The following is a 24,590-nucleotide window of genomic DNA, read 5'->3' as shown; positions in this document are numbered from 1 at the left end:
CGGCCTTTCTGGAAGCCGTACGACAAACTCCTCGCCCCGGGCGTGTCCGTGGCCCGGTCCACCACGTTGGTGAATCGGTACCCGCAGGAGTTCGCCCCACGGCAGTGGGCGACCCGGACGACGTCACGAACCGCTGTCCGGGCACTTCCACCAGGACGCACTCAATGAACTCATCGACACCATCGACCTCGGGGTGATGCAGTGAGCGAGATCGCCGACTTCCCGCGCGCACGCTACGAGCCGGAAACCGACGTCGACACCTCCGGGGCCGTCGCCCGGCCGTTCGCCCGGCGCCCCGGTCACCATGGTGAGGAAGGGGCGCCGTGAGCGGGACGCTGCTCGACCTCGCCTGGGACTACGAGTGTGAAGCGGTGGGTCTGCTGGTGTGGCAGCGCGACCGGCGGGCGCTCCTGGAATCGGCGAGGCTGTTCCGGCGCATGGTCTGCAACCGTGAGGCGGTCGATCCCGGCCGGATCGCCATCACCTGGACGATGCTCATCGACATCCCCCAGCGCTGGTGTCACCAACACGGCTACCGAGCCGTCGCGGGGCACGGCGGATACGTCATCCAGCGCGGTGACGAAGCGATGATCGTCGCGGGGCCGGGGGACACGCTCCTCTGGGACGGGCAGCGGATCACCGTGGAAAGAGAGTCGTGACATCCCTGCCGTGGGGGCACAAGCCGCCTGTCGACGGCATCGACGACGGCGGCGACTGCGAATCCGCTGCTCGCGGACCGCCTCGGCTGTGAGGTGTGTGTGCCGCGCTCAGGGCGGCCGATCGGATGATCATCGGTGAGGCGTGCGGGCGTGAGGCCGGGTATGGGCTTAATGTGTCGCGCATTCGACCTTTCATTCGTTCTGTCCGGATTCTCGGTCCTGGCCAGGAAGGAGTGTGCGGGTGGTGCGTCTGTCCCGTATCCGTGGCCTCCCGCGGATTCTGCTGGCTCTGTGCCTGTCGGCGGCTCCGCTGGCCGGCTGCGGTGGCGGGGGCGGCGGGCCGGTCACGCTCAACTGGTACAACTTCCCCGACGATTCGGGTGCGTTGGACAGCGCGGCCAGTGTCTGTTCCAAACAGTCCGGTGGGCGTTACCGGATCAGTTACAACAAGCTGCCCCGCACCGCGGACGGACAGCGCCAGCAATTGGTACGGCGGCTCGCGGCCAAGGACGACACGGTCGACATCATCGGGCTGGACGTCACCTGGCCCGCGGAGTTCGCGGAAGCCAAATGGATCCTGCCGTGGACGGGGAGCAATCGCACCGAGGCCACGCGGGACACCCTGGAGGTTCCGCTGCGGACGGCCACGTGGAAGGGTCGGCTGTACGCCGTCCCGTACAACACGAACACCCAGCTGCTCTGGTACCGCAAGGACCTGGTGCCCACGCCGCCCGAGACCTGGGCCGAGATGCTCCTGATGGCCGACCGTCTGGCGAAGCAGGGCAAGCCGCACTACGTGGAGATCCAGGGCGCCCAGTACGAAGGACTCACGGTCTGGTTCAACACACTGGTGGAGAGCGCCGGCGGTTCCGTCCTGAACGCCACCGCCACGGCTCCCTCGTTGGGCCCGCCCGCCGTGCGTGCGGCCTCCGTCATGAAGACGCTGGCCACCTCGGCTGCGGCCGACCCGTCCTTGTCCAACCAGATGGAGGACCAGAACCGCCTGGCCATGGAGTCCGGCAGCGCGGCTTTCGAGCTCAACTATCCCTTCGTGTATCCCTCGATGAAGGCGAACAACCCCGAGCTCTTCAAGCAGTTCCGATGGGCGCCCTACCCGGCGGTCGAAAGGGGCCGGTCGGCCAAGCCCACGATCGGCGGCATCGACCTGGCCGTCGGCGCCTACTCCCGCCACTCCGACTTCGCCTTCGAGGCGGCGCTGTGCCTGCGGAACCGGCAGAACCAGTTGACCGCGGCGCTCAAGGGGGGCCTCCCGCCCACGCTCCGCCCGCTCTACTCGGATCCCTCCCTGGTCAAGAACTACCCCTTCGCCTCCACCGTTCTGGCCTCCCTGGAGAACGCCAGCATCCGGCCCAAGACCCCCGCGTACCAGAACGTGTCCATCGCGATCTCGCACACCCTGTCCCCGCCGAACGGGATCGACCCCAGACCGGACGTGCAGAAGATCGGTGACCAGATCAAGGACGCCCTCGCCTCGAAGGGGCTGATCCCGTGACCCAGTCGGCTCCGACCGCTCCGCAGGACGCACAGGCGCCCGAAGGCAACCGCCCCCTGTCCGAAGGGGCCCGGCAGGAGCGCCGGCTGGGCTGGATGTTGTGCGCGCCCGCCGTGATCGTCATGCTCGCCGTCACCGCCTATCCCATCGTCTACGCCGTCTACCTCTCGCTCCAGCGATACGACCTGCGGTTCCCGCAACAAGCGGAATTCGTCGGCCTCAGCAACTACGGCGCGGTACTGTCCTCCGAGTTCTGGTGGGAAGCCCTGTGGGTGACGGTGTTCGTCACCGTGGTCTCCGTGGCCGTGGAACTCGTCCTCGGATTCGCCCTGGCGCTGGTCATGCACCGCGCGATCTTCGGCCGAGGGACGGTGCGCACCGCCATCCTGGTCCCGTACGGCATCGTCACCGTGGTCGCCGCCTACTCCTGGCAGTACGCCTGGACCCCGGACACCGGCTACCTGGCCGCTCTCCTGCCCTCGGGTTCCGCGCCCCTCACCGAACACTGGCCCGCCATCGGCCTGATCATCCTGGCCGAGGTGTGGAAGACCACCCCCTTCATGGCCCTGCTGCTGCTCGCCGGCCTCGCCCTGGTGCCGGAGGAGACGCTGCGCGCGGCCCAGGTGGACGGAGCCGGAGCCTGGCAGCGCTTCTTCCTGGTGACCGTGCCGCTGATGAAGCCGGCCATCCTGGTCGCCCTGCTCTTCCGCACCCTGGACGCCTTCCGGATCTTCGACAACATCTACATCCTCACCTCCGGCGCGCACGGCACCGGCTCGGTGTCCATCCTGGGTTACGACAACCTCTTCACCGCGCTCAACCTCGGCATCGGCTCGGCCATCTCCGTACTCATCTTCCTGTGTGTGGCGTTGATCGCCTTCGCCTTCATCAAACTCTTCGGGGCAGCCGCCCCCGGTGCTCAGGAAGGGGGACGCTGATGTCCGCCACCGGACGACGACGCGTGTCGCAGTGGGCCGTGATCAACATCCTCGTGATCGCCTACGCCCTGTTCCCGGTCTGGTGGATCATCGCCCTGTCCTTCAAGGAGCCCAGCACCCTCACCGACGGCAACTTCATCCCGACGGACTGGACATGGGAGAACTACCAGGGGATCTTCCAGACCTCCGAGTTCACCCGGGCGCTGATCAACTCCATCGGTATCGCTCTCATCTCCACGGTGATCGCGGTCGTGCTGGGCACCATGGCGGCCTACGCCGTGGCCCGGCTCCGCTTTCCCGGCAAGAGCCTGCTCATCGGGATGTCGCTGCTGATCGCCATGTTCCCCCCGATCTCGTTGGTCTCGCCCCTGTTCAACATCGAGCGGATCATCGGCATCTTCGACACCTGGACCGGTTTGATCATCCCGTACATGACCTTCTCCCTGCCGCTCGCCATCTACACCCTGTCGGCCTTCTTCCGGGAGATCCCCTGGGACCTGGAGAAGGCGGCCAAGGTGGACGGCGCCACCCCGGCGCAGGCGTTCCGGCTGGTGATCGCTCCGCTCGCGGCACCGGGAGTGTTCACCACGGCGATCCTGGTGTTCATCTTCTGCTGGAACGACTTCCTCTTCGCGATCTCGCTGACCTCGACCTCGGCGGCCCGGACCGTGCCGGCGGCCATCGCCTTCTTCACCGGGAGCAGCCAGTTCGCCCAGCCCACCGGTTCGATCGCCGCAGCCGCCGTGGTGATCACCATCCCCATCATCGTCTTCGTGCTGCTCTTCCAGCGGCGCATCGTGGCCGGGCTCACCTCCGGAGCCGTCAAGGGCTGACCGGCGGCAGCCGTTCGTCAGGACAAGAAGGACCGACCGTGGCAGAGATCGTTCTCGAAGGCATCACCAAGCGCTACCCCGATGGTGCGGTGGCGGTGAAGGACGTCAACCTCAGCGTCGGGGACGGCGAGTTCGTCATCCTCGTCGGCCCCTCCGGCTGCGGCAAGTCCACCACCCTCAACATGATCGCGGGACTGGAGGACATCACCGAGGGAACCCTTCTGATCGACGGACAGGTCGTCAACGACAAGACTCCGAAGGACCGCGACATCGCCATGGTCTTCCAGAGTTACGCCCTCTACCCGCACATGAGCGTGCGCGACAACATGGGTTTCGCGCTCCGGCTGGCCAAAGTGGACAAGGCGACCATCCGGGAGAAGGTCGAAGAGGCCGCCCGCATCCTCGACCTCACCGAACACCTGGACCGCAAGCCCGCCAACCTCTCCGGCGGCCAGCGCCAGCGCGTGGCCATGGGGCGGGCCATCGTGCGCAATCCCAAGGCGTTCCTGATGGACGAGCCGCTGTCCAACCTGGACGCGAAGCTCCGGGTCCAGATGCGCACCCAGATCTCCCGCCTCCAGCAACGCCTGGGCAGCACCACGATCTACGTCACCCACGACCAGACCGAAGCCATGACGCTGGGGGACCGGGTGGTGGTGATGCGCGGCGGAGTCGTGCAACAGATCGGGACCCCGCAGCACCTCTACGAACAGCCGGAGAACCTCTTCGTCGCCGGGTTCATCGGATCGCCCGCGATGAACTTCCTGCACGCCACATTGGAGGAAGGCCGCCTGCGCACCTCGGTGGGCGACCTCGGCCTCGGCGACCGGCTGCGCCGTACCCTCGAGCGGCACGACGCCCCCCGGGACCTGATCGTGGGGCTGCGCCCGGAAGCCTTCGAGGACGCCGCCCTGGTGGACCGGGGCAAGATCGGATCGGGTACGACCTTCAGCGTGGACATCGACGTGGTCGAATCCCTGGGATCCGACGTGTACGCCTACTTCACCGAGGACGAGTGGCAGCCCACCGCCACCTCCGAACTCGCCGAACTCGCGGCCGACTCGGGGACGGCCGACACCGGCGCGGGCGGGCACCAGATCGTCACCCGTCTCAACGCCTCGACACGGGTGCGCGAGGGCAGCCGAGCCGAACTCTGGGTGGACACGGCCAAGATGCACGTCTTCGACCCGGCCTCCGGAGCCAACCTGACGCTGTCCGACGAGCCCGCCGGCTGACCGGCAGGAACGGGCTCGGCCGCGGCGGTCTTCCCGTACCCTCCGGGCCGCGGCACTCAGGTGGAAACCTCGTGCCGGTGCGGTGCGCTTCTCACCGACGTGTGCCCATGAGCGAGGAGCGGCTCCGGGCAGGTGCCGCTCCCAGTAAAAGAACGTTCGTTCTTGACCGATCGTTCTTTAATCGCATACGGTCATGGACATGGGACGACCACGCGCCTTCCACACCGATCAGGCCGTCAGCACCGCTGCCGCCCTCTTCGCCACCCATGGCTACGAAGGCACCTCGGTGGACGACCTGGTGACGGCCACCGGCATCCACCGAGGCAGTCTCTACAAGGTCTTCGGCTCCAAACGGAACCTGCACCTGATCGCCCTCCGTAGCCACCTCGACCACGAGATCCGTCCGACCGCTGCCGCCATCGCCGCCCTCACCGACCCCGCGCAGGCCCTGGCGGCGGCCATCGCCTCGTACGACAACGGCCCGGCCGCCGGACTCCTCCTCCTCGCCGCCGCCGAACGCGCCCCCCACGACCCAGAGGTCGCCGCACTGGTCGCGGAGGGCATCACCGCGCTGGAGGACGCCCTGCGTCCCTCTCACGGCGACGCGGCCCCCCAACTCGCCTCAACCGTCCTCGGTGCGCGCCTGCGCCTGCGCGCCCAGCCGACCGCCCCCAAGGAGCACTCGCATGGCCCTGATCTCCATCGACCGTGAACGCGGCCTGCTGACCGCCGAATTCCAGGGCCTCGACAAGCTCTGGACCCTCAAGAGCCGCCTGGAGATCCCCCTCGCCCACGTGCGTGGCGCCACCCACGACCCCGGCATCGCCCGCGAACCGAAGGGTATCCGGGTCGGCGGCACCCACTTCCCCGGTGTGATCACCGCCGGCCGCTTCCGCCGCGACGGTGAACGCCTCTTCTGGGACGTGAAGAACCCGGACAAGGCGGTCGTCATCGAACTCGCCGACGCCGAAAGCTACGACCGCCTCGTCATCGAGGTCGACGACCCCCGCGCCACCGTGACCCTCATCGAACAGTCCATCACCCGCGGCTGAAGTGTGGCCCCGGCTGGACGCCCTTTTCGCCGGGCGGGAGTCCGAAGGCTTCGTCCGGGACGTCCCGGCGGCAGGGGCATGATCCCGGAGCGTATTTCTACTCCAGCAGCTTTTTCCCGGTGCAGTAGCTTGCCGATGCGTCCTGGGAACGACCAGCCGGCGCGGAGCAGGACAACCGGAGGATCATCCATGCCCCGAGAGGCGCCGTACCTCGCAGTGGCCGACATGCTGCGCGCACGGATTATCGGGGGAGAGTGGGCGATCGGGGAGCGCCTGCCGTCCCGGGCACGGCTCGCCGTGGAGTACGGGGTCGGACGCAACGTCATGCAGAGGGCCATGGACCGTTTGATCATCGACGGTCTCCTCGAAGGACGCGCCGGTTCGGGCACCTACGTCCGCATGCCGCGCGAGCGCCTGCGACTGGTCCGCTCGCGGCACCGCGAGCGCCGGGAGGGCCCTCTCCTCCGGCCCGACAGGGGAGAGCGGGGCAGGGCCGATGCCTGGGACTCGCACAGCCAGGTGCGCGTCCCCGCCCCCGAGGCGATCGCCGAGCGGCTCACCATCAGCCCCGGGGACCTCTGCGTCCGTACGCGTTACGAATTCCTCGCCGACGGGCAGCCCGTCCAGCTTTCCGAATCCTGGGAGCCGATGGCCCTCACGGACGGAACGCCGGTCGTGCTGCCCGAGACGGGCCCTCTGGCGGGAAAGGGCGTGCTCGAGCGCATGCGTTCCATCGGCGTGGTCATCTCGACCGTGACCGAGGTGCCGCGCCCGGCTCGTGCCACCCAGGCGCAGGCGAACCTCCTGGGGATCAGCGTGGGGGACCTCGTGCTTCAGATCGAGCGGACCATCTTCGACACGGACGGACGTCCGGTGGAAACGGCCGACATGGTCATTCCGGACGCACGCCGGGAAGTGGTCTACGAGTTCGGAGTCGACCGCCCGTAACCGTCGAACCCATCAGAGATGCAGTGCAAGTTCGACAGTGGGGTGTTCCATGGAAAAATCCTCCCGGCTCGGCCTCTTGCGTCATCGGGACTTCGGGCGATTGTTCGCTGCCACCGCGTTCGGTCAGCTGGGTGATCGCATCGTCTTTCTGGCGCTGCCCCTGGTCGCCATCACGGTATTGCACGCCGACGAGTTCCAGGTGGGATCGCTGACCGCGATGACCACGGCAGGATCGCTGCTGGTCGGGTTGCCGGCGGGCGCGTGGGTGGAGCGCATGCGGAAGCGGTCGGTGATGATCGGTGCCGATCTCGCTCGCGCGCTGGTCCTCCTGGTGGTACCGGTGGCGTGGTGGGCAGACCTTCTCGCCATCTGGTGGCTCTACGCGGTCGCTCTGATCCATGGAGTACTGACTGTTTTCTTCGATGTCGCGTACGTCAGTTGTCTTCCGCACTTGGTGGGGCGCGGCAATCTCATGGAAGGGAACGCGAAACTGTCGGCCGTGCGCTCGGTGACCAGTATCGGCGGACCGACGGTGGCGGGACCGCTGGTGGGCCTGGTCGGAGCCCCTGTGACGCTTCTGGTGAGTTCGGTCGGGATGGCCGTCTCGGGACTGCTGACGAGCACCATCCGGAAACGCGAACGGAAACCGGAACCGAACGGGCGTCCTCGACTTTTTCGAGAGATCGAGGAAGGGCTGAAGTTCGTCGTCAAGCGCCCTGTCCTGCGCGCGATCATGCTGGGCGATGCGATATTCAACCTCTTCCTGGTCGTGTATCAAACCATGTTGCTGGTCTTCTTGGATCGAGAGATGGGTCTTCAGCCCTTCGGTATCGGCCTCGTTCTGGCGGGAATGGGGTGCGGTGCCCTGCTGGGCGCGCTGGTGGCGGCCAAGGTCTCCGAACGGGTCGGACAAGGTCCGGTCATCTGGCTCGCGTCACTGGTCACTTGTCCGTTGACCGCTCTCATGCCGTTGGCGCGAACGGGATGGAGCGTGTACGTGGCCGCGATCGGACTCGCGGCCCTTTCGCTGGGCGGAGTCGTCCGAGTGGTGGCTCAGTCGAGCTTCCAGCAGGCCCTGACGCCGGATCCGCTCCTGGGCCGGACGAGCGCGACAGCTCGATTCGTTTCCTGGAGCGGAGTTCCTCTCGGCGGCCTTTTGGGCGGAGCGTCGGGCTCTGTGTTCGGAGCGGCAGGTACTTTGTGGATCGGCGCCGCCGGTATGACGCTGAGCGCCCTCCCCAACTTCCTCTCGCCGCTTCGGACCATGCGCGCCTTGCCTGCGGAGAGGACGGCGGGCACTCCCTTGGAGGCGGGATCACCGATTCCCTGAGGCCCCCGGGTGCCGGCGTCTCATCGGGCGGACCGCTCGGGGATCCCCGGAAGGACCTTCTCGGCGATGTGGAGGAGAGCGCTGTCGTCCGGGAGGGCTCCGGACTCGCTCCACACGGTGATGTCGCAGTAGCCGCCCCGGTCATGACGGTCCAGGGCCACGGACAGCGTCCTGGCCAGGGGGCCTTGCTGGACCGGTCCGCCGGATCCGCCGCTCCCGAGGTTGATCTCGAGCTTCATGGTGTGGTCCGAGAAGAGGACCGCGGGCCGTCCGAGAACCGTGAGGGTCTTGATGTTCTGCTCGTTCCCGAACTTCATCAGCTTCACGTACTGATCGGTGGTCATGTCGTTGTAAGTGGCCGAGACGTTCACGGTGTACGTGTCGAACGCGACCTGGGCCTCCGGCTCGGCGACCTTTCCATCGGTCAGCGCAGCGGTGTTGTTGCTGCCGGAAGCAGTGGTCGCGGTCTCCCCAGGTGTTCCGAGGAGCTCGGCCAGGTCCGGCCGGTTGAGCGCCTTGCACAGTTCTTCACCGGTCATGGGCCGGGGCGTGTGCGTGTAGGCCTTCGGAAGCTTCTCGTGTGTTCCGTCCGAACACGAGGCGGGCTGCGAGGTGTTGACGTCGGACGGCGTGAAGTCCGGGGCCAGCCACAACGCGGCCCCGATCGCCCCGAACAAGGCCACGGCCGCGACGGCCTGGCCCCATGCGTTGTGATCCTTCTTCGGGGTGCCCGGGCCGGAACGCGGTCCAGTTGCACCCTGGGGCTGGGGCTGGGGCTGGGCGGCAGCATCGACTGCCGCCCCGTTCGCGGAGGTTGCCGGACTCGGGTTCCGGCGTGCGCGCAGGGCCCGGACCACCACGTAGATGCGTATCGCGGTGAACACGAGGAACACCGCGCCGATACCGGCCGCGACCCGATCGCTGTCCCGGACGGCGAGATACATGATGCGTACGCCGAAGACGGACCCGACCACGATGAGCAGGGGCTCGCGGACCCAGAAAGGCAGGAGGCGCAGGAGGAAACCGAGCATCCTGTGATTCCATCAGGCCAAGATCACATCTGCCATGATGGAAGCCACAGTTCCGGGTGTGCGCGGGGCCCGCGGACAGGCCGTGTGCCGAAGACCGGCCGACGGCATACGGTTTCGGGGCCGGACCGGTGTTCGTGGCAGGACGTACGCACCGCCGGAACACACGACGGCCGCCCCGCTTCACGACACCGCGGTATCCAGGTACTGCCCCAGGTACCGGAACGCGCCGTCGACGACCTGGAACTCGAACATCGCGTCGCGGCTGTAGCCGAACCCCGACTCGTACTTGATCGTGCGAGTGATGCCCCGATGCGTGATCTCGGGCATCCGGCGGGCGATCGCGCCCCGTTCCCTCAGCACGGTGCCGTTCTTGTCGCAGGCCTCGGCCAGGAACATCACGGCGTCGTAGGCCTCGACCGCGTACCACCCGGGGTCGGTGTGGAAGCGGGCACGGTAGGCCGCCGTGAACGCGCGGGCGGAGGGTTTTCCGGCCGTCGGGCCGGTGAAACCGGTGGCGAAGACCCAGCCCCTCGCGGCGGCACCGGCCGACGCGAGGAACCGTGGGTCGAGGGCGCGTTCGGTCGCCATCCGGGTGCCGGTGAACCGGACGTCGGCCAGTGCCGACGCGAGTCCGGCGGCCCGGCTCGCGTCCCCGGTGAAGACGACCGCGTCCGCGCGGGCGGCCTTCACCTCGGCGGCGAGCGACGCATAGTCGATCTTCCTGGCGGCCACACGTTTCACCGTGGCGTCCCGGCCGTTCTGCCGCAGCGCCCGCTCGGCCTGGTCGCACACGGTCCAGCCGAAGTCGCCCTGCGCCCGGTCGTCCACAAGGAACACGCGACGGGCGTCGACGTGGTGGCTGAGGTAGCGGACGCAGGGGGCGGCGAGAAGTCCGTACGTGACGTGCAGCGCCGCATGGCAGCGGAAGAGGCCCGTGCCGAACCTCGAACTCAGTGTGTCGGTGCCCACCGAGACGGATACGACGGGCATCACCGCCTCGGTGTACGTCTTCTCGGTGGCGCTGAAGCAGGCGTCGGTCGTGGGGCCCAGTACGGCAAGCACCTCCGTGTCCTTCGCCAGCCGGGTGGCCAGCTCTTCGGCACGCCCGGTGTCGCCGCCGTCGTCGTACGTCCGCAGCTTCAGCCGGAAAGGGGGGCCGCTCCGTGCGTTGAACTGTTCGACGGCCAGCCGTGCGCCATTGAGTTGGGCCTTCCCGCTCTTCTTGCTCGCGCCGGTCAGATCGCCGTGGAACGCCACGACCAACTCCGGGCGCCGAGGGCCGTCCCCGGGCGGCGTGGACGTTTCCGGCTTCGCCCGGTTACTCCACCACCAGGCCCCGCCGCCGCCCGCCGCGAGGAGTCCCGCCGTCGAGCCGAGGCGCAGGAAGCCGCGCCGGCCGATGGTGCCCCCGGTGGGGCGGGTGGCGGTGACGGCCGTCATCGTCACGGCCTCCGGCGACGCCCTGCCCGCCGTGTCCGATGGCGTCGGCGCGGACATCTGGGTCGGCTCGATCGCACCGATGGTGAGCACGGCGGCCGACCGGTCGTTGATCAGCCGGGTGACCGGCGCGGGCAGCCAGCCGGACGGTTCGGCGGAGTCGGCGGCCGTTCCCTCCCCGAGCGCCGCACGGAGTCGCGCGAGGCTCGGGCGGTCAGCCGGATTCTTGTGCAGACAGGCTGTCAGCAGGGGTGCCAGGCCGTCCGGGAGCGACGCCGGATCGGGCTCCTCGTAGATCGTGCGCAGCAGCACCCCCGCCGGCGCGCCGTCGCCGAACGGCCGTACTCCGGTCGCGGCGAACGCCAGCACACACCCCAGCGAGAACACGTCGCTGGGCGGGCCGATCTCACCGCTCCGCGCTCGCGCCTGCTCGGGCGACAGGAAGCCGGGGGAGCCGACGACCACGCCGCTGGACGTGAGCGCGGTGCCCTCCGGCGCGCGGGCGATGCCGAAGTCGATGAGCCGCGGTCCGTCCGGGGCCAGCAGGATGTTCGCCGGCTTGACGTCGCGGTGCACGAGACCGGCCCCGTGCACCGCTTCCAGCGCCTCGGCGAGCCGTAGGCCCAGCACCCGCACGGACGCGAGCGACAGCGGCCCGAACGTGTGCACCGCCTCGGAGAGCGAGGGGCCCGGCACGTACGAGGTCGCCAGCCACGGAGTCTCCGCGTCGGCGTCCGCGTCCAGCAGCGGGACCACCCAGTGGCTGCTGACCTGCCGGGCGGTTTCGACCTCACGGCGGAAGCGGGCCCGGAACCCGCTCTCGTCGGCGTACGAGGACCGGACCGTCTTCACCGCGGCGATCGCCCCGCCCGGCGCACGGGCGAGGAAGACCACGCCCATGCCGCCGGCGCCCAGCCGTCGCAGCAGTCGATAGCGGCCGATCCGGGACGGGTCGCCGGTCCGCAGGGGCTCCATCAGGCGGTCAGCGGCGCGGGGCCGTCATAGACGAAGGCACCCTTGTCCACCCGCCAGAGGAAGCCGCCGGTGCCGTCGATGGCCATCATGCCGGTCTTCTGGAAGGCGAACGTCTTGGTGATGCCCTGGTACTTCCCGCCCTGCACGGCCGTGAGCAGGTTCTGCCGGGTGCGGCTCTTCGACGGCAGTCCGGCCAGCGCCTTGAGCAGCATTCCGGTCACGTCGTAGGCCTCCGCCGCGTACCGGGGCGGCGCCTCCTTGAAGCGCTCGCGGTAGGAGGCGGCGAACTTTCGCGCCTCGGGCTTGCGGGTCGCGTCGATGACCGGGGCCACCATCACCCAGCCCTCGGCCCCCTCCTGGGCCTGCGCCAGGAACCGTTCGTCCAGTAGTGCCGGGCCGGACACCCGCGCACCCTTGAAGGCGCGTTCCCGCAATGTCCCCGCGATCAGCGCTCCGCGGTCGGGCAGACCGGCGAAGAACACCGAGTCGGCGCCAGCGGAGAGCATCGAGTCCACCGTGCTGCCGAAGTCGCGGCGCATCGCGCTGACCACTTCCGGTACGGACGGGTAGGGGATGCTGTTGAGGTAATTGCTGAGGGAACTGGCCAGATCCGTCCCGTAGGCGCCGGCCGGGCGGTCGACGACGATACCGACCTTGCGTGAACGTGCTTGACCGCGAAGGTAGTTGCTCGCATAGATGGACAGCACCGGGTCAGGCAGCCGTGCCTGCAGGAACGATCGGAACCCCTGAAGGGACAGGGCGGTCGTGCCGGGAGACACGCCGACGACCGGCAGCAGCCCGGCGTCGTACTTCGCGAGCGCCGCCTGCGCGGTCTCGTCGGTGGTCGGGCCGACCACGGCGAGGACCGCCGGATCGGCGGCGAGCTGCGCGGCGACCTTGGCCGAGGCCGCCGGATTACCCCCGTCGTCGACGGCTTTGACCTTCACGGTGAACGGTGCGTCGCTGCGCGCGTTGAACTCCGCGACCGCGAGCCGCAGTCCGCGCTCCTGGGCCCGGCCCGTCTCCCGCTGCAGGCCGCTGAGGTCGCCGTGCAGGGCGATGGTGTGCACCGGTCGGTGCGAGGACGTGGCGGAGGCACGGTGGTCGTCGTCCGAGCCGTTGTCGCGGGCGGCCGCCCACCAGGCCCCGCCCCCGCCCGCCGCCAGTGCGACGGCCCCGCCGGCGACCAGCAGGAAACGGCGGCGGCTTGCCGGGCGGGAGTCCTGGGACTCCGCCGGTCCGGACGTCTCTCGGGTGTCGGCTTCGGCCGGCCCGGATGTCTCGTGCGTGTCGGGCTCCGCCGGGTCGGGAGTAGCCGGCGCGTCGGACGGCGCCAGCGTGTGCTCGATGTCCGGCAGCGCGAGCGCGGCGGCCGAGCGCTCGGCTATCAGCCGGGTGACCGGCTCGGGCAGCCAGCCGTCGGCCCCTTCGTCCTGCGGTGCGGCCTCGGGTGTCCCTTGGTCCTGCGGTACGGCGTCGGACGCACGTCCGTCCTGGGCGCCGCCGTCGGCGGTCAGCTCCCGTACCAGCTCACCGGCGTCCGGCCGCCGGGCGGGATCCTTCTCCAGACAGCGGTCCAGCACGTCGCGCAGCCACGTCGGCACCCCCTCGAGGTCCGCCGGGTCGTGGACGGCCCGGAACAGCAGGGCGTCGACCGCCCCGCTGCCGAACGGCGCCCGGCCGGTCGCCGCGAACGCCAGGACACAGCCGAGCGAGAACACGTCGCTCGCCGGCCCGATGCCGTCCCCGACCCGCCCCTCGGCCTGCTCGGGAGACAGATAGCCGGGTGTGCCGACCACCACTCCGGTCGCCGTGAGAGTCCGGTCCTCCGGCGCGCGGGCGATACCGAAGTCGATGAGCCGCGGACCGTCATGGGCGATCAGCACATTGCCCGGCTTCAGGTCCCGGTGGACCAGCCCGGCCCGGTGCACCTCGGCCAGTGCCTCGGCCAGTCGGATGCCGAGCACGCGCAGACCGCGCTCGGACAGCGGGCCATACGCGGTCACGGCCTCGGCCAGCGACGGCCCGGGCACGAACGCCGTCGCCAGCCAGGGCGATTCGGCGTCCGGGTCGGCGTCCACCAGCGGTACCACCGAAGGGCTGTCGACCCGTCGGGCGACCTCGACCTCGCGGCGGAACCGGCCCTTGAAGCCCGGCTCCTCGGCGTACTCGGCGAGCAGCACCTTCAGCGCGACCAGCGCGCCGCCCGGCGAGCGCGCCAGGTACACGACGCCCATGCCTCCGGCGCCGAGCCGCCCGAGCAGGCGATGGTCCGCGATACGCGCGGGATCCGACGAACGCAGCGGCTCCATCAGTTGTCTCCTCCGAGCTCGGACTCCACGCGGCTGAGCATCGTGGCGGTGGCGTTCGAGGCGTACTTGATCAACTCACCGTCCGAGTAGCCCTTGGCTCCCTTCACCGACACCGCCAGGGTCACCGTGCCGAGCCGGGTGACGTACCAGTAGTAGGTCTGCTCGTGTTTCCCGGTGAGGTACTTGCCCATTTCCACGACCTGGTCGTCGGAATAGGTGTTGTTGCCCTGGCCGTAGGGAGTGGCGTTCGAGATGAGTCCCGAGATCCACTCGTCGGTACGGACCTGCTGCTGCCGGCAGCGCAACGGCTCCTCCAGGGTGGTGGCCAGCTGCTCGTCGGCTTCGCGCACGGTGGTGTGCACGGTGACCGCGGCACTCACCTTGAGCTCGCCCTTGCCGCCGGCGGCGGGGATCTCGCTGTAGCGGGACAGGGAGCCCAGGACGCCCTTGGGCAGCGCGCGCCGCTCCCACCGGCACTGTTCGTCCAGCAGGGCGACGGTTCCCGGGGTGCTCACGGCCTGCTGCTGCGCCCTGAAGCCCGCGCCCCATCCCTGCGGTTTCAGCGCGACGGCCGCCGCCAGGGCCTTGGCCCGGCTCTTCGTCCCGGGCACCTTGGCGGGGTCCGCCTTGAACGGAGTGCCCGGTGACGCGTCACCCCCTGGGGAGGACGTGGACGCCGCGGCCGAGGGAGAGCCGGACGCGGCCGCGGATTTCGAAGGTGCCGAAGAGCTCGGTCCGGCCGCCTTGCCGCCGCTCTCGGAACTGCAGCCGCCGAGCACCACGGTCGCCGCGGCGACCGACGCGGCGACCCGCCAAGGCCAATTGCTTCTGTGCACAACGGTATTGCCGTTGCTCATCCCCGTTCCCCCTCGCTCGCGAGTACCGGCTCGCTTGTGGTGATCTTACTGACGGACGCGAGGAGCGGGCGGGCGGTTGCAGGAACAGGGGGACGGGCCGGGTCGGTGCGCATCGGACGCGAGGGTTCGGGGGACCCTGACGACGGTCGTGCGCCGGGTGATGTCCCTCCGTGCCCGCGCCGTACAGAGCCGATACCCGAAGGGCATCCGGTATACGAACGCGCGTGACCGAATACTGCTCTTGACGGTATGTCAGTCCCACCTTCACCATCCAGGCACCCCACTCACCGTGGAATCCCCGGACACCTCACGCCCCCTCGTGGGAACTCCGGTGGTTTCCCTGGAATTCGGAGCCCCCCACATGAAGCTCTCCATTCCTGGGCGTGCCTCGGCGACCGCTGTCGTCGCGGCCGCCGCGCTGCTCACCGGCGGTTCCATAGCCGGGGCGGCCCCCGCCCCCGTGGCAGCGGCCGCCGCGCCCGACCTCCCCGTGGCCAACGTCAAGGCCCACCTCGCCCAGCTCCAGTCCATCGCCACCGCCAACGGCGGCAACCGTGCGCACGGCCGCACCGGTTACAAGGCATCCCTCGACTACGTCAAGGCCAAGCTCGACGCGGCCGGATTCACCACGACCGTCCAGCAGTTCACCTCCAGCGGCCGCACCGGCTACAACCTGATCGCCGACTGGCCCGGCGGCAACACCGGTCAGGTCGTCATGGCCGGCTCCCACCTGGACAGTGTGACCGCGGGGCCCGGCATCAACGACAACGGTTCCGGTTCGGCGGCCGTGCTGGAGACGGCACTCGCGGTGGCCCGGTCCAACTACCAGCCCACGAAGCACCTCCGGTTCGCCTGGTGGGGCGCGGAGGAGCTGGGCATGGTGGGATCGCGTTACTACGTCAACAGCCTCACCACCGCGAACCGTTCGAAGATCAGCGGGTACCTGAACTTCGACATGATCGGTTCGCCGAACCCGGGATACTTCGTCTACGACGACGACCCGACCATCGAGAAGACCTTCAAGACGTACTTCACCGGGATCGGTGTCTCCACGGAGATCGAGACCGAGGGCGACGGACGCTCGGACCACGCGCCCTTCAAGAGCGCGGGCATCCCCGTCGGCGGCCTGTTCAGCGGCGCCGACTACATCAAGACGTCCGCCCAGGCCGCCAAGTGGGGCGGCACCGCGGGCAAGGCCTTCGACGCCTGCTACCACTCCTCGTGCGACACCACGTCGAACATCAACGACACCGCGCTGGACCGGAACGCGGACGCGTTGGCGTACGCGGTGTGGCAGCTGTCGGCGTAGGCGCGTTCCAGTCGCAGATCATCCGCGCGGTGGGCCGTCGGGCCCCCGAGAGTCGTTCCGCGAGCGCGGGTACGGGCCAACAGGCCCGTACCCGCGCTCTGCCGCGTCCGACAGGACAAGGGGAGGGGGAGAGGCCGGAGTTGGTTCTCTCCGCACCGCGAAGGAACCTCCTCGCGTCGGAATCCGTCTCTCTTCTCGTCAACTTGTACTGAGCATTTGACACAAGATTCCGTCCACGGCATCTTGTACCCGCTGCTTGGTACAAGATGACCTGAGGGGACCTCTCCATGCTCGACACGCTCGACGCCGCCCCGTTCCAGCGCCGCTTCCTCGAGCACGCCGACCACTACGCCCGCTGGTCCGGTCTGGCCATCGGCGTCATCGCCGCACAGGTGCTGTCCACGCTGGGGGACGTCGAGTTCGAGCAGCGCGTCGTGTTCTGCATCACGGCTTTCGGCCTGTGCGCGGTGGCGGGCGTCCTTCTCGCCGACGCGCTGACCCTGGTACCCCAGGACGTGGTACGCACCGCGAGTCTCGCCCCGCGCCTGGTCAGAGACCATGTTCCACCGCGCATGGGCCCCCTGATCGCCCTTCAGGGGGTCTCGCTCACCGTGCTGCTGGCGATCGCGGCCGTCACGGCCTCCGTCGACCCCGACCGCATCTTCAGCACGGGCAAGGTCGTCGTCGTCACCTGCAACGGGATGCAGGCCTCCCTGGGCCCCTGGCCCGGTCTGTACTACAGCCTCCCGATGTTCGGCGCGCTCGCCGTAGCCACTCCCACCTGCGTATGGGCCCTGCGCCGCATCGCCCACGGACCGGGCGGGGAACAGCAGCGGCGCGACCGCGCGTGGGCGGTGACCGGGGCCTGGGGTCTGCTGGTGTCGAGCCAGCAGCTGTACGCCGTGCTGATGGTCTCCGTCTCGCTGACGGACACGGGCTGCGCCGGTGCGATGGGCGCGCTCACCTTCTGGGTGTTCTACCCCCTGGCCCTGTTGAACCTGTTCACCGTCGCCTGGTCCCTGGTCACCTTGGTGGTTCCCCGGGCCGTCGACGACGACGCGGCGGAGGAGTTCCCCGACAATGAATGAGCCCGCCGTCCGCGTCGACACCACCAGTCAGGTACCGCCGTACGCGCAGATCCGCGCCCAGCTCGGCGCGCTGATCCTCACCGGGCGGCTCGTCGAGGGTGACCGGCTGCCGACCGTGCGCCAGTTGGCCACGGATCTCGGCCTCGCGCCAGGCACCGTGGCCCGTGCCTACCGCGAACTGGAGGCCGCCGAGCTGATCCGCACCCGCCGCGGGGCGGGCTCCCGGGTCGCGGCGCCCCCGGCCGGCCCGACCCGCCCCCACGCCTCCCAACTCGCCACCCTCGCACGTGACTTCACGTCATCCGCCCGCGCGCTGGGCGCCGACACCGAGGCCATCCTGGCCGCCGTCCGCGACGCCCTGGACCCGGACGGCCCCTGATGACCTGAGTCGGAGATCCTGATGAACTTCGTTCTTCGTCCGTGACGCGTGGAGACCTGACGGGCGGGCAGTGGGCGGTGTCGGAGCCATTGTCACCGAGGGGCGGGAAGCCCGGCCGACCGCCAGAGAACGGCTACATTCGGCGTCGACATCCACGACATCCACGATTTCCCCGGGGGGACGCCATGACGGACGAAGCGCAACAACACTCCGAAAGGCCTCTGCTGAACCTGGGCTGCCTGATGCTGCTGGTGGTGCTCGGCGGGCTGGCGACGATGCTGTACGGCCTGGGAGTGCTGGTCTTCGGCGACACCCCGGCCTCGTCCGCCGCCACCGTCCTCCTCGCGGGTCTGGCCCTCACGGTCCTGGGTGTCGCCGTCATCAAACGGTTCCCCGATGCCGCGCAGATGAAGGGGTACGCCCCGTCCGTCCGCGTCACCCGCCTCGCGGCCGAGCGCTCCCTGGGCGACCACGTCTTCACCCGCAAGAACACCAGCCCGCTGGAGATCGTGGTCGGCGTCGTGGCCGTCGGCGCCGTGATCGTAGGGGCGCTGTGGGGCGTGAACTGGGTCCTGGGCAGGACCGGGACCGACATACCCGGCCTCCAGAAGCTGGCGAGCACCTTGGTGCTCTACCTGCTCGCGGCGCTCTTCCTGGTGATCGTCGCGCTGCCGGTCATGCTGTGGAGAATGCCCAAGGGGTTCGTCCGCACGCATCTGTACGCCGGCGGTCTCGTGTACACCTCCTACGGCCGCCCTCTCGTCGTGACCTGGGACGACATCGACCGTCTCGTGCTCTCACGGCAGATCCACGGAGCCAAGCTCTTCGGCGGCAAGGTGCTCGCCTACCACGTGGTCTCCCATGGCGGACGCCGCCTCCGGATCGACGCCCACCCCCACCTGGACTCCGATCCCATGGGCGAACGCATACTCGACGCCGTACGGCTGCGCGGGCGCCCGGTGCTGGAGGGCGGCCCGGCGGCGGGCGACGCCGGTCACCGGCGGATCTGACTCGTGCGGAAAGGATCCGCGACAGCGTCACTCGCTGAGGTCCTTCCCCTCGTCGCCCCGGAGACGCTGTACGAGGGCGTGCGGGAAGTGGCTGGTCATCGGCCCGGCTGTCGGGATGTGCCCGTCAGGCCCTCGACCGGGTGCCGCTTCGACGCAGGATGGGGGAGGAGAGCGGCTCTGTGTGGTGAAGTGTGGGCTTGTGGCAACTCCGACAGCAGGGAGCGTTTCTTTTGATGACCTCACAGCCCGCACGCCCTGAGTGCAGCGGTCCCGGGACCGTCCCGGTCATGGGTGTCTCGCCGTTCAAGTCTTCTCTCGTCAAAGCGGTGTTCAGGGACATGACCCCGATGCACGTCTCTCGGTCGGCCGCCTGGGCCGCCGCGTCGGTGACGCGGACAGTGCTGACGGAGATCATCGACGGCGCGAGGCGAGCAGCGGCGGAGGATGCCCGCAAGAAGCTGATTCCCCGGGACCTCGTCTCGGCGATCGACCGGAACGTCGAGATCGAGGTGGGGTGCCAGTGGTACCTCCACAGCCCGACGTTTCGAGGCCGGACCGGTGTCCTGTACGACGCCGAGGGAGTCATCGTGCCTGTTCGTGAGCGTAGAGGGGCCCGCAAGCCGAGTGCTGTGGCCGGTGCCCACAGGTTCGAGGCCGGGGTCAAGGAGCTGCTGCGGAGTCAGGGGGTGACGGCCGTCCCGGCGATGGTCCGCGACCTGGACGGAATCGCGAGCGTGTTCCTGACGGACCTCGCCCGGGACGCGGCCATGGTCGTCCGCGAGGGCGGGGTCAAACGTTTCGGCACCACCACTTTGGTGATGTCGGGCGAACCGGCCCCACCCCCCTTCCCCAAGGACTCCCTCCGGGCCCCGTCCGCCCGCAGCGGGGACGGGCGGACCATCGTCAGGGACGACATCCTGGCCGCCACCAGGATTCAGCTGTTCGGCGGCGACCTCAGGCAGCGAGCCCTCACCGAAGCACGCGAGGCGACGCAGAACACGTCGGCCGGCTGAGCGGGTGCCGGCCGCCGGGCGGCGGAAAGCGCGGGCCGTCGCCGGTAAGCTGCGTCGGTGCGTACGGTCGAGGTCCTGTTGGACGAGGAGGCGGACCTCGCGGTCCGGGAAGCCTGGCGACGGCTGGCAGATGCGGGACTGCCCAGTCAGGCGCGTCACCGCTCACCGACCAACAGCCCGCACCTCACCCTGGCCTCCTGCCCGGAGCTGACCGCCCCGATCCGCTGGGAACTGGCCGAGGCGGCCGCCGCCCTGCCCCTGCCGGTGCGATTCACCGGCGTGGTCCGCTTCGAGCGGCCGACCTCGGTGCTGGCCTGGGGCCTTGACCTCGACTCCGCGCTGGCCGGCCTGCACGACCGGGTGTGGGACGCGGTGGCCTCCGACAGTCCGCCCGAGACCCTCAACCCTCTCCACGACCCCGCGCACTGGAGCCCGCACGTCACCCTCGGCCGTTCCCGGCGGGCCGGCGCCTTCGCCGACCGGCGAGTCCCCGAACTGCTGCCGGCGCCGCCGCTGTCGGTCCGGCTCACCACCCTGCGCAGCTACGACACCGAGACCGGTGCCCTGGAGGTGCTGGAGCCCCGTCCCTGAGCGGCCTGTGGACGTGGGAGAACTGCACGATCCGCGCGGACCGCTCGCAGGTCCGTATCGCGCGCCCGGCACGACCGCGCCGCCGTCGTCGCCCTCCTCGTCCTCGCCGCCGCCCGCGGCATACGGGCGGGTGCCGCGCGGCTCTACCGGGCAGCGCCGCTCCCGAGAACCGTCACCAGGCTCAGAGCCCGGTGACTTTGGCGCTCGCCGTCACTTCGTAGACCAGGGTGACGGTGCGCCGGCCGTTGGGAGGCAGGGCGAGGTTCCAGAGGGCGATGCCGTCGGCGTCGACGGTGTCGGGGGCGGGGGAGCAGGCCTCTTCACGCAGCCGGGTCTGCACCGCAGAGATCTCCGAGACCGGAATCCGTTCGCGGAGGACGATCACTCGCTCGTCGTGTTCGTCGGGGGTGGAGAACCGGGACAGGTGCACGCGGACCGTGCGGGTGAGCACGGTGCGCTGACTGATCGCGGCGGTGTCACGGGTCTCGTCGCTGTGCCGGGTGACCCGGTGGTCGTCGCGGCTGCCGTAGGCGAGTTCGGCAGGAGCGCCGGAAGCGGTGAAGTCCAGGGTGCCGCGACCGCTGAACCGGCTGCCGAGGACGAGGTCGACGGGACCGGCGAGCAGGGTGTGGCCGGACAGGTTGTCGAACCGCACCACGTGCGTCACCAGCGGGGACAGCTCGGGTGCGCAGGTGTACTCGCTGCTCGCGGTCGTGGTGAAGGAGGAGATCGGCACGCGGTGGGCGCGGCCGTCCGCGGGCACACCGACCGGTGCGGGGGAGTGCAGCACCCGTACCTCGCCGCCGTCGTCCACTCCCGGCAGGCCGAGCACGGGGGCCGGACCGAGGTCCGCGATCTCCTCCTCGCGCAGCTCGACGTCGACGGTCCGGCGCTCCGCGGAGGAGCGGTCCTGGAGCGTGAGCCGGTCCTCGCTCAGCCGGGGCGGATCGGTGGCCAGCGCGGAGCGGGCGGTCGACAGCGTCAACCGTACGTCCGACCAGTCCTCGCCGGTGCGCTGCCAGACCGTCGCCTCGGTCTCCAGCGTGAGACGGTCCCCGTCGAGCACGGCCCGGTAGGAGGGCCGCCACAGCGCGCACGCGGTGAGGTGGCTCAAGCGCAGTTCGGCCGGCCCGGCGACCGAGGCCTCCACCGTCAGTTCGACGACGCCGGTCTGCTCGGCGGGCTCCTGCTCGGCGAGGTTCATGGCCTGTCGGGCCCTGACGAGTTCGGTGGTGAGGGAGGCCAGACGGGCTTCCAGGGCGCGCAGTTGCTCGCCGTAGGAGTCGCGATCGTCGTCCACACGGTCCAGTTCGAGGGCCCAGCGGGGTCCTTCCGTCTCGCCGGAGCCGGCGCCCTCGCCGATCTCCCGCAGCAGATCGGCGGCGAGACGGCCGAGTGCGTCGAGGCGGGCCTGGAGCCGGTCGCGCTTCCGGCCCAGGGCGAGCAGCTCCTCTTCGAGAGCGTGCACGCGGTGGCGCAGGGCGGAGTCGTCGTCGCCGGGCCGGGGTCCGCGCGGAGTCCAACTGCGGACGATCCGCACGTCGAGCACGGTCGCCGGGTGTTCGGCCGTCAGCTCGGCGTGGAGCGTACGGTCGACGACCAGCGCGCTGACGGGCCCCAGACGCAGCCGCTGGACTCCGGCCTCGAGGTCGAGCGCGGTGGTGCGCTCGACATGGGCGCGGTCCTCCAGGCAGGTGACCGCGGTGACGGGGAGGGGGATCGGTTCCGGTGCCGTGGACATGGGGTGGGTCAGCTCCTGCGGTTGCCGCCGGCCAGGGCCTTGGCGGACGGGATGCGGATCTCGTAGCCGCCGTCTAGGGCGGTGGTGGCGCCGGCGGGCAGGTCCACCCGCCAGAGGCGGGTGCCGGGCGCGTGGTGTTCCCCTTCCGCCTCGTCCCGGGGCGTGGCCCAGTCGGCCCGTTCCTCGATCCGGATGTCCGCGTCGGAGGTGACCGGGACCCGCTCGCGGACCTCGACGGTGACGGGCCCGGCGAGCCGGTTGGTCAGCTCCACATGGATCCGGTGGTCGAGCACGGTGGTGGTGCCGCGCATCCCCGACGTCGACTCGTGCAGGTTCGTGCGGCGGGTCACCCGGACGCCCTCGGCCGGCCCGAGCCCCACCCGGCGCACCCCGCCGGGGGCGAGCGTGGGCAGCGCGGTCGTCAGCAGGAAGTCGTCGCCGACGCTCACCTCCATCGGGCCGGCCAGCAGCGCCTGGTCGGTGGAGTTGGAGAGCACCAGCGTCGCGTACACGGTCTGCTCCACGGACGGCACGCAGAGGTAGTCGGTGCGCAGACCGACCGGGATCTCGCCGACGGTGACGGTGTGCCAGGTGCCGTCTGAGGGGATGTCGGCGCGGGCGACGGCGTCGAAGCGGTGGTCGAAGGAACCGGCCGATTCGCGGGGCCGTACGGCGTGTCCGGGCAGCGGCAGCGTGGCCACCGTTTCGGCGCGGCGGCGGTGCTCGGCCGCCACCGGATCGAAGGAGGAGTCGGGGAACAGCCTCCCTCGGCGACCGCCCTGCCCGTCGGGACCGCACAGGACGAGGACGGCGTAGTCGAGTTCGGCACCGCTCGGCTGCGGCGGACCGGGCGCCGCCGACGGCGGCTGTGGTGCATCCCGGTCGGGGGCGGCGGGCGCCGAGGGAGGCGGCGCGGCGGCGGAGGCGGCGGGGGCCTCCGGCCAGGCCGCGCCTGTACGCGACCTGCTCCCCGGTCGGGACGGGACCGCGCTCGCCGGTCGGGACGGGGCCGGCGGCGTGAAGTCCCCCACGCCGCTGTCGAAGACCTCCGGGTACGCGCTGTCGGGAGAGAAGGAAGGGGACGGCGCGCCGTACCCCTGAGGTGCCGACGGCGCCGCGGTGAACGGCCGGCCCTGGCCCTGAGCCGCCGGTGACCCTCCGGCGAACGGCCGGCCGTGACCCAGAAGGGTCGGCGACGCCCCGGCGAGCGGCTGGCCGTACCCCGGCGGCACCGGCTGCGGTGGCGGAACGGGAGCGGACGCGAAGCCGCCCGCCGCGGCGACGGTGCCGCCCCCGACGGGCAGGGGAGCGGTGGCCGTGGCGGGGCGGGGGCCCGCTCCGTCGTACCCGGCGAACAGATCGGCCAACCCCGTCGGCGGCTCGCGCCAGCCGGAAGGCGCGGGGGAGGGCTGGCGGCGTCCGATCCGCAGGGAGCGCAGCCTGGGCAGGTCGGTGCGGCGACGCAGGTCGGCGGTGGCCAGAGCGATCCGTACGCCGGTCCAGTCCTCGCCGGTGCGCTGGGCGACGGAGGCGCGCAGCACCAGACGGCCGCTGCTGTCGCCCTGATGGTGGGTGAGACGGTAGGCCGGCACCCATACCGCGCCCGGAACCCCGTACTCCAGCTCCACTTCCGCGTCACCGGTGCCGTCGAAGGTCACGACCGCCGAGACCGTGGTCTCCACCTGCGTGTCCGGCGTGTCGGTGGAGGCGCGAGCGAGCCGGTCGGTGGCCAGACGGAGCCTGTGCTCCACGTCGCCCAGAGCCTCCTCCAGTTCGACGAGACGGGTGTGCAGCCCGGTCAGCCGCTCGTCGACGAACTCGGCGAGCTCCAGCCACGCGTCGACCGGGGTGCGGCGGTGCGGGGCGTCCGGACCGCGGGGCGGCGCGACCGGCCGTAGGGCCCCGACCTCCTCGATCAGACCCAACTGCCGGTCCCGGCGTCCCTGCGCCGCCGCGTGCTCCTCGCGCAACCGCTCCACCTCGCCCCGCAAGGTGTCGGGCACGGCGGCGTCGAGCGGTTCGGCCTCGGTTTCCACCCGTACCTCGATGACGCGCAGCCCGGAGGCGCCCGTGACACGAGCCCGCAACGACCCGGGGTCCAGCGAGCGCGGCAGTCCCGTCACCCGGACGCGGCCGTCCGGCGGCACGCTGCCCCGCGCCAAACGGCGGCAGACCGCGCCCTGCGCGTACACCACGACCGAATCGAGGGCCGACCCCCACCTGTGCGCCGTCTCAGCCGTCATGTGCTCCGTCCCCCGCTGCGCCCGTGCTGAGCGAAGCCTACGTCCAGGCGATCCGCGCTTTCCGGGGAATGTGATGGAACCCATGTGACCGGGGGC

At 70.3% G+C, this 24,590-nt stretch carries 22 protein-coding genes; 16 read left to right on the top strand and 6 right to left on the bottom strand.

Annotated elements, in window-relative coordinates; all coding sequences use genetic code 11:
- The first annotated feature begins 201 nt into the window (after window positions 1–201).
- The 10 genes from ACICHK_RS01830 to ACICHK_RS01785 all read left to right on the top strand — a co-directional run bounded on the left by ACICHK_RS01830 (window position 202) and on the right by ACICHK_RS01785 (window position 8,508).
- Window positions 202–327, top strand: coding sequence for a hypothetical protein (locus ACICHK_RS01830; protein WP_406835257.1), 126 nt, complete (start codon window positions 202–204; stop codon window positions 325–327).
- Complete coding sequence (locus tag ACICHK_RS01825) at window positions 324–659, top strand: hypothetical protein (protein WP_406835256.1); 336 nt, start codon at window positions 324–326, stop codon at window positions 657–659. Before ACICHK_RS01830 ends, ACICHK_RS01825 begins: the two co-directional genes overlap by 4 nt.
- 244 nt (window positions 660–903) lie before the next feature.
- A complete protein-coding gene (locus ACICHK_RS01820) occupies window positions 904–2,172 on the top strand; it encodes an ABC transporter substrate-binding protein (protein WP_406835254.1) in 1,269 nt (422 codons plus the stop codon).
- 95 nt (window positions 2,173–2,267) lie between these two features.
- The gene (locus ACICHK_RS01815; protein WP_406841138.1) at window positions 2,268–3,110 is read left to right on the top strand and encodes a carbohydrate ABC transporter permease; all 843 of its coding nucleotides are present in this window, start codon (window positions 2,268–2,270) and stop codon (window positions 3,108–3,110) included.
- Window positions 3,110–3,943: a carbohydrate ABC transporter permease gene (locus tag ACICHK_RS01810; protein ID WP_151467717.1), complete on the top strand. Its 834-nt coding sequence runs from the start codon at window positions 3,110–3,112 to the stop codon at window positions 3,941–3,943. Before ACICHK_RS01815 ends, ACICHK_RS01810 begins: the two co-directional genes overlap by 1 nt.
- 38 nt (window positions 3,944–3,981) lie before the next feature.
- Window positions 3,982–5,178, top strand: a complete 1,197-nt coding sequence (locus tag ACICHK_RS01805) for an ABC transporter ATP-binding protein (RefSeq protein ID WP_406835253.1) — start codon at window positions 3,982–3,984, stop codon at window positions 5,176–5,178.
- Between the two features lie 199 nt (window positions 5,179–5,377).
- Window positions 5,378–5,890, top strand: a complete 513-nt coding sequence (locus ACICHK_RS01800) for a TetR/AcrR family transcriptional regulator (RefSeq protein WP_406835251.1) — start codon at window positions 5,378–5,380, stop codon at window positions 5,888–5,890.
- The gene (locus ACICHK_RS01795; RefSeq protein ID WP_406835250.1) at window positions 5,865–6,230 is read left to right on the top strand and encodes a hypothetical protein; all 366 of its coding nucleotides are present in this window, start codon (window positions 5,865–5,867) and stop codon (window positions 6,228–6,230) included. The genes ACICHK_RS01800 and ACICHK_RS01795 overlap by 26 nt, the downstream gene beginning before the upstream one ends.
- 189 nt (window positions 6,231–6,419) lie before the next feature.
- A complete protein-coding gene (locus tag ACICHK_RS01790) occupies window positions 6,420–7,178 on the top strand; it encodes a GntR family transcriptional regulator (RefSeq protein ID WP_406835249.1) in 759 nt (252 codons plus the stop codon).
- A gap of 49 nt (window positions 7,179–7,227) precedes the next feature.
- Window positions 7,228–8,508, top strand: a complete 1,281-nt coding sequence (locus ACICHK_RS01785) for an MFS transporter (RefSeq protein WP_406835247.1) — start codon at window positions 7,228–7,230, stop codon at window positions 8,506–8,508.
- Between the two features lie 20 nt (window positions 8,509–8,528).
- On the opposite strand, the gene ACICHK_RS01780 is transcribed toward ACICHK_RS01785, so the two are convergent.
- From ACICHK_RS01780 to ACICHK_RS01765, 4 genes are all read right to left on the bottom strand, one after another.
- Entirely contained in the window at window positions 8,529–9,539 is a 1,011-nt protein-coding gene (locus ACICHK_RS01780; RefSeq protein ID WP_406835246.1) for a DUF6215 domain-containing protein, read from the bottom strand.
- A gap of 180 nt (window positions 9,540–9,719) precedes the next feature.
- Window positions 9,720–11,951 carry a bifunctional serine/threonine-protein kinase/ABC transporter substrate-binding protein gene (locus tag ACICHK_RS01775; protein WP_406835245.1) on the bottom strand — a complete coding sequence of 744 codons (2,232 nt, stop codon included), beginning with the start codon at window positions 11,949–11,951 and terminating at the stop codon, window positions 9,720–9,722.
- Window positions 11,951–14,263 (bottom strand): bifunctional serine/threonine-protein kinase/ABC transporter substrate-binding protein, encoded by a 2,313-nt coding sequence (locus ACICHK_RS01770; RefSeq protein WP_406835244.1) that lies wholly within the window; start codon window positions 14,261–14,263, stop codon window positions 11,951–11,953. Before ACICHK_RS01770 ends, ACICHK_RS01775 begins: the two co-directional genes overlap by 1 nt.
- A complete protein-coding gene (locus ACICHK_RS01765) occupies window positions 14,263–15,120 on the bottom strand; it encodes a hypothetical protein (RefSeq protein ID WP_406835242.1) in 858 nt (285 codons plus the stop codon). Before ACICHK_RS01765 ends, ACICHK_RS01770 begins: the two co-directional genes overlap by 1 nt.
- 361 nt (window positions 15,121–15,481) lie before the next feature.
- Between ACICHK_RS01765 and ACICHK_RS01760 the strand changes: the two genes are divergently transcribed.
- The 6 genes from ACICHK_RS01760 (at window position 15,482) to ACICHK_RS01735 (ending at window position 20,510) form a co-directional block, all read left to right on the top strand.
- Window positions 15,482–16,429 carry a M28 family metallopeptidase gene (locus ACICHK_RS01760; protein WP_151467707.1) on the top strand — a complete coding sequence of 316 codons (948 nt, stop codon included), beginning with the start codon at window positions 15,482–15,484 and terminating at the stop codon, window positions 16,427–16,429.
- Window positions 16,430–16,716: 287 nt separating this feature from the next.
- The gene (locus ACICHK_RS01755) at window positions 16,717–17,517 is read left to right on the top strand and encodes a hypothetical protein (protein ID WP_406835240.1); all 801 of its coding nucleotides are present in this window, start codon (window positions 16,717–16,719) and stop codon (window positions 17,515–17,517) included.
- Window positions 17,510–17,896: a GntR family transcriptional regulator gene (locus tag ACICHK_RS01750; RefSeq protein WP_406835238.1), complete on the top strand. Its 387-nt coding sequence runs from the start codon at window positions 17,510–17,512 to the stop codon at window positions 17,894–17,896. The genes ACICHK_RS01755 and ACICHK_RS01750 overlap by 8 nt, the downstream gene beginning before the upstream one ends.
- Window positions 17,897–18,081: 185 nt before the next feature.
- A complete protein-coding gene (locus ACICHK_RS01745; protein WP_406835236.1) occupies window positions 18,082–18,906 on the top strand; it encodes a hypothetical protein in 825 nt (274 codons plus the stop codon).
- Between the two features lie 233 nt (window positions 18,907–19,139).
- Window positions 19,140–19,919: a hypothetical protein gene (locus ACICHK_RS01740; protein ID WP_406835234.1), complete on the top strand. Its 780-nt coding sequence runs from the start codon at window positions 19,140–19,142 to the stop codon at window positions 19,917–19,919.
- A gap of 57 nt (window positions 19,920–19,976) precedes the next feature.
- Window positions 19,977–20,510: a 2'-5' RNA ligase family protein gene (locus ACICHK_RS01735; RefSeq protein ID WP_406835232.1), complete on the top strand. Its 534-nt coding sequence runs from the start codon at window positions 19,977–19,979 to the stop codon at window positions 20,508–20,510.
- 181 nt (window positions 20,511–20,691) lie between these two features.
- On the opposite strand, the gene ACICHK_RS01730 is transcribed toward ACICHK_RS01735, so the two are convergent.
- Entirely contained in the window at window positions 20,692–22,251 is a 1,560-nt protein-coding gene (locus tag ACICHK_RS01730; protein ID WP_406835231.1) for a mucoidy inhibitor MuiA family protein, read from the bottom strand.
- Window positions 22,252–22,259: 8 nt separating this feature from the next.
- Window positions 22,260–24,494 carry a DUF4139 domain-containing protein gene (locus ACICHK_RS01725; protein ID WP_406835229.1) on the bottom strand — a complete coding sequence of 745 codons (2,235 nt, stop codon included), beginning with the start codon at window positions 24,492–24,494 and terminating at the stop codon, window positions 22,260–22,262.
- Window positions 24,495–24,590: the final 96 nt, after the last annotated feature.

It is taken from the genome of Streptomyces sp. AHU1 (genome assembly GCF_045343905.1).
Taxonomy (GTDB): domain Bacteria; phylum Actinomycetota; class Actinomycetes; order Streptomycetales; family Streptomycetaceae; genus Streptomyces; species Streptomyces triticiradicis.
This window is presented reverse-complemented; position numbering and strand designations above follow the sequence as displayed.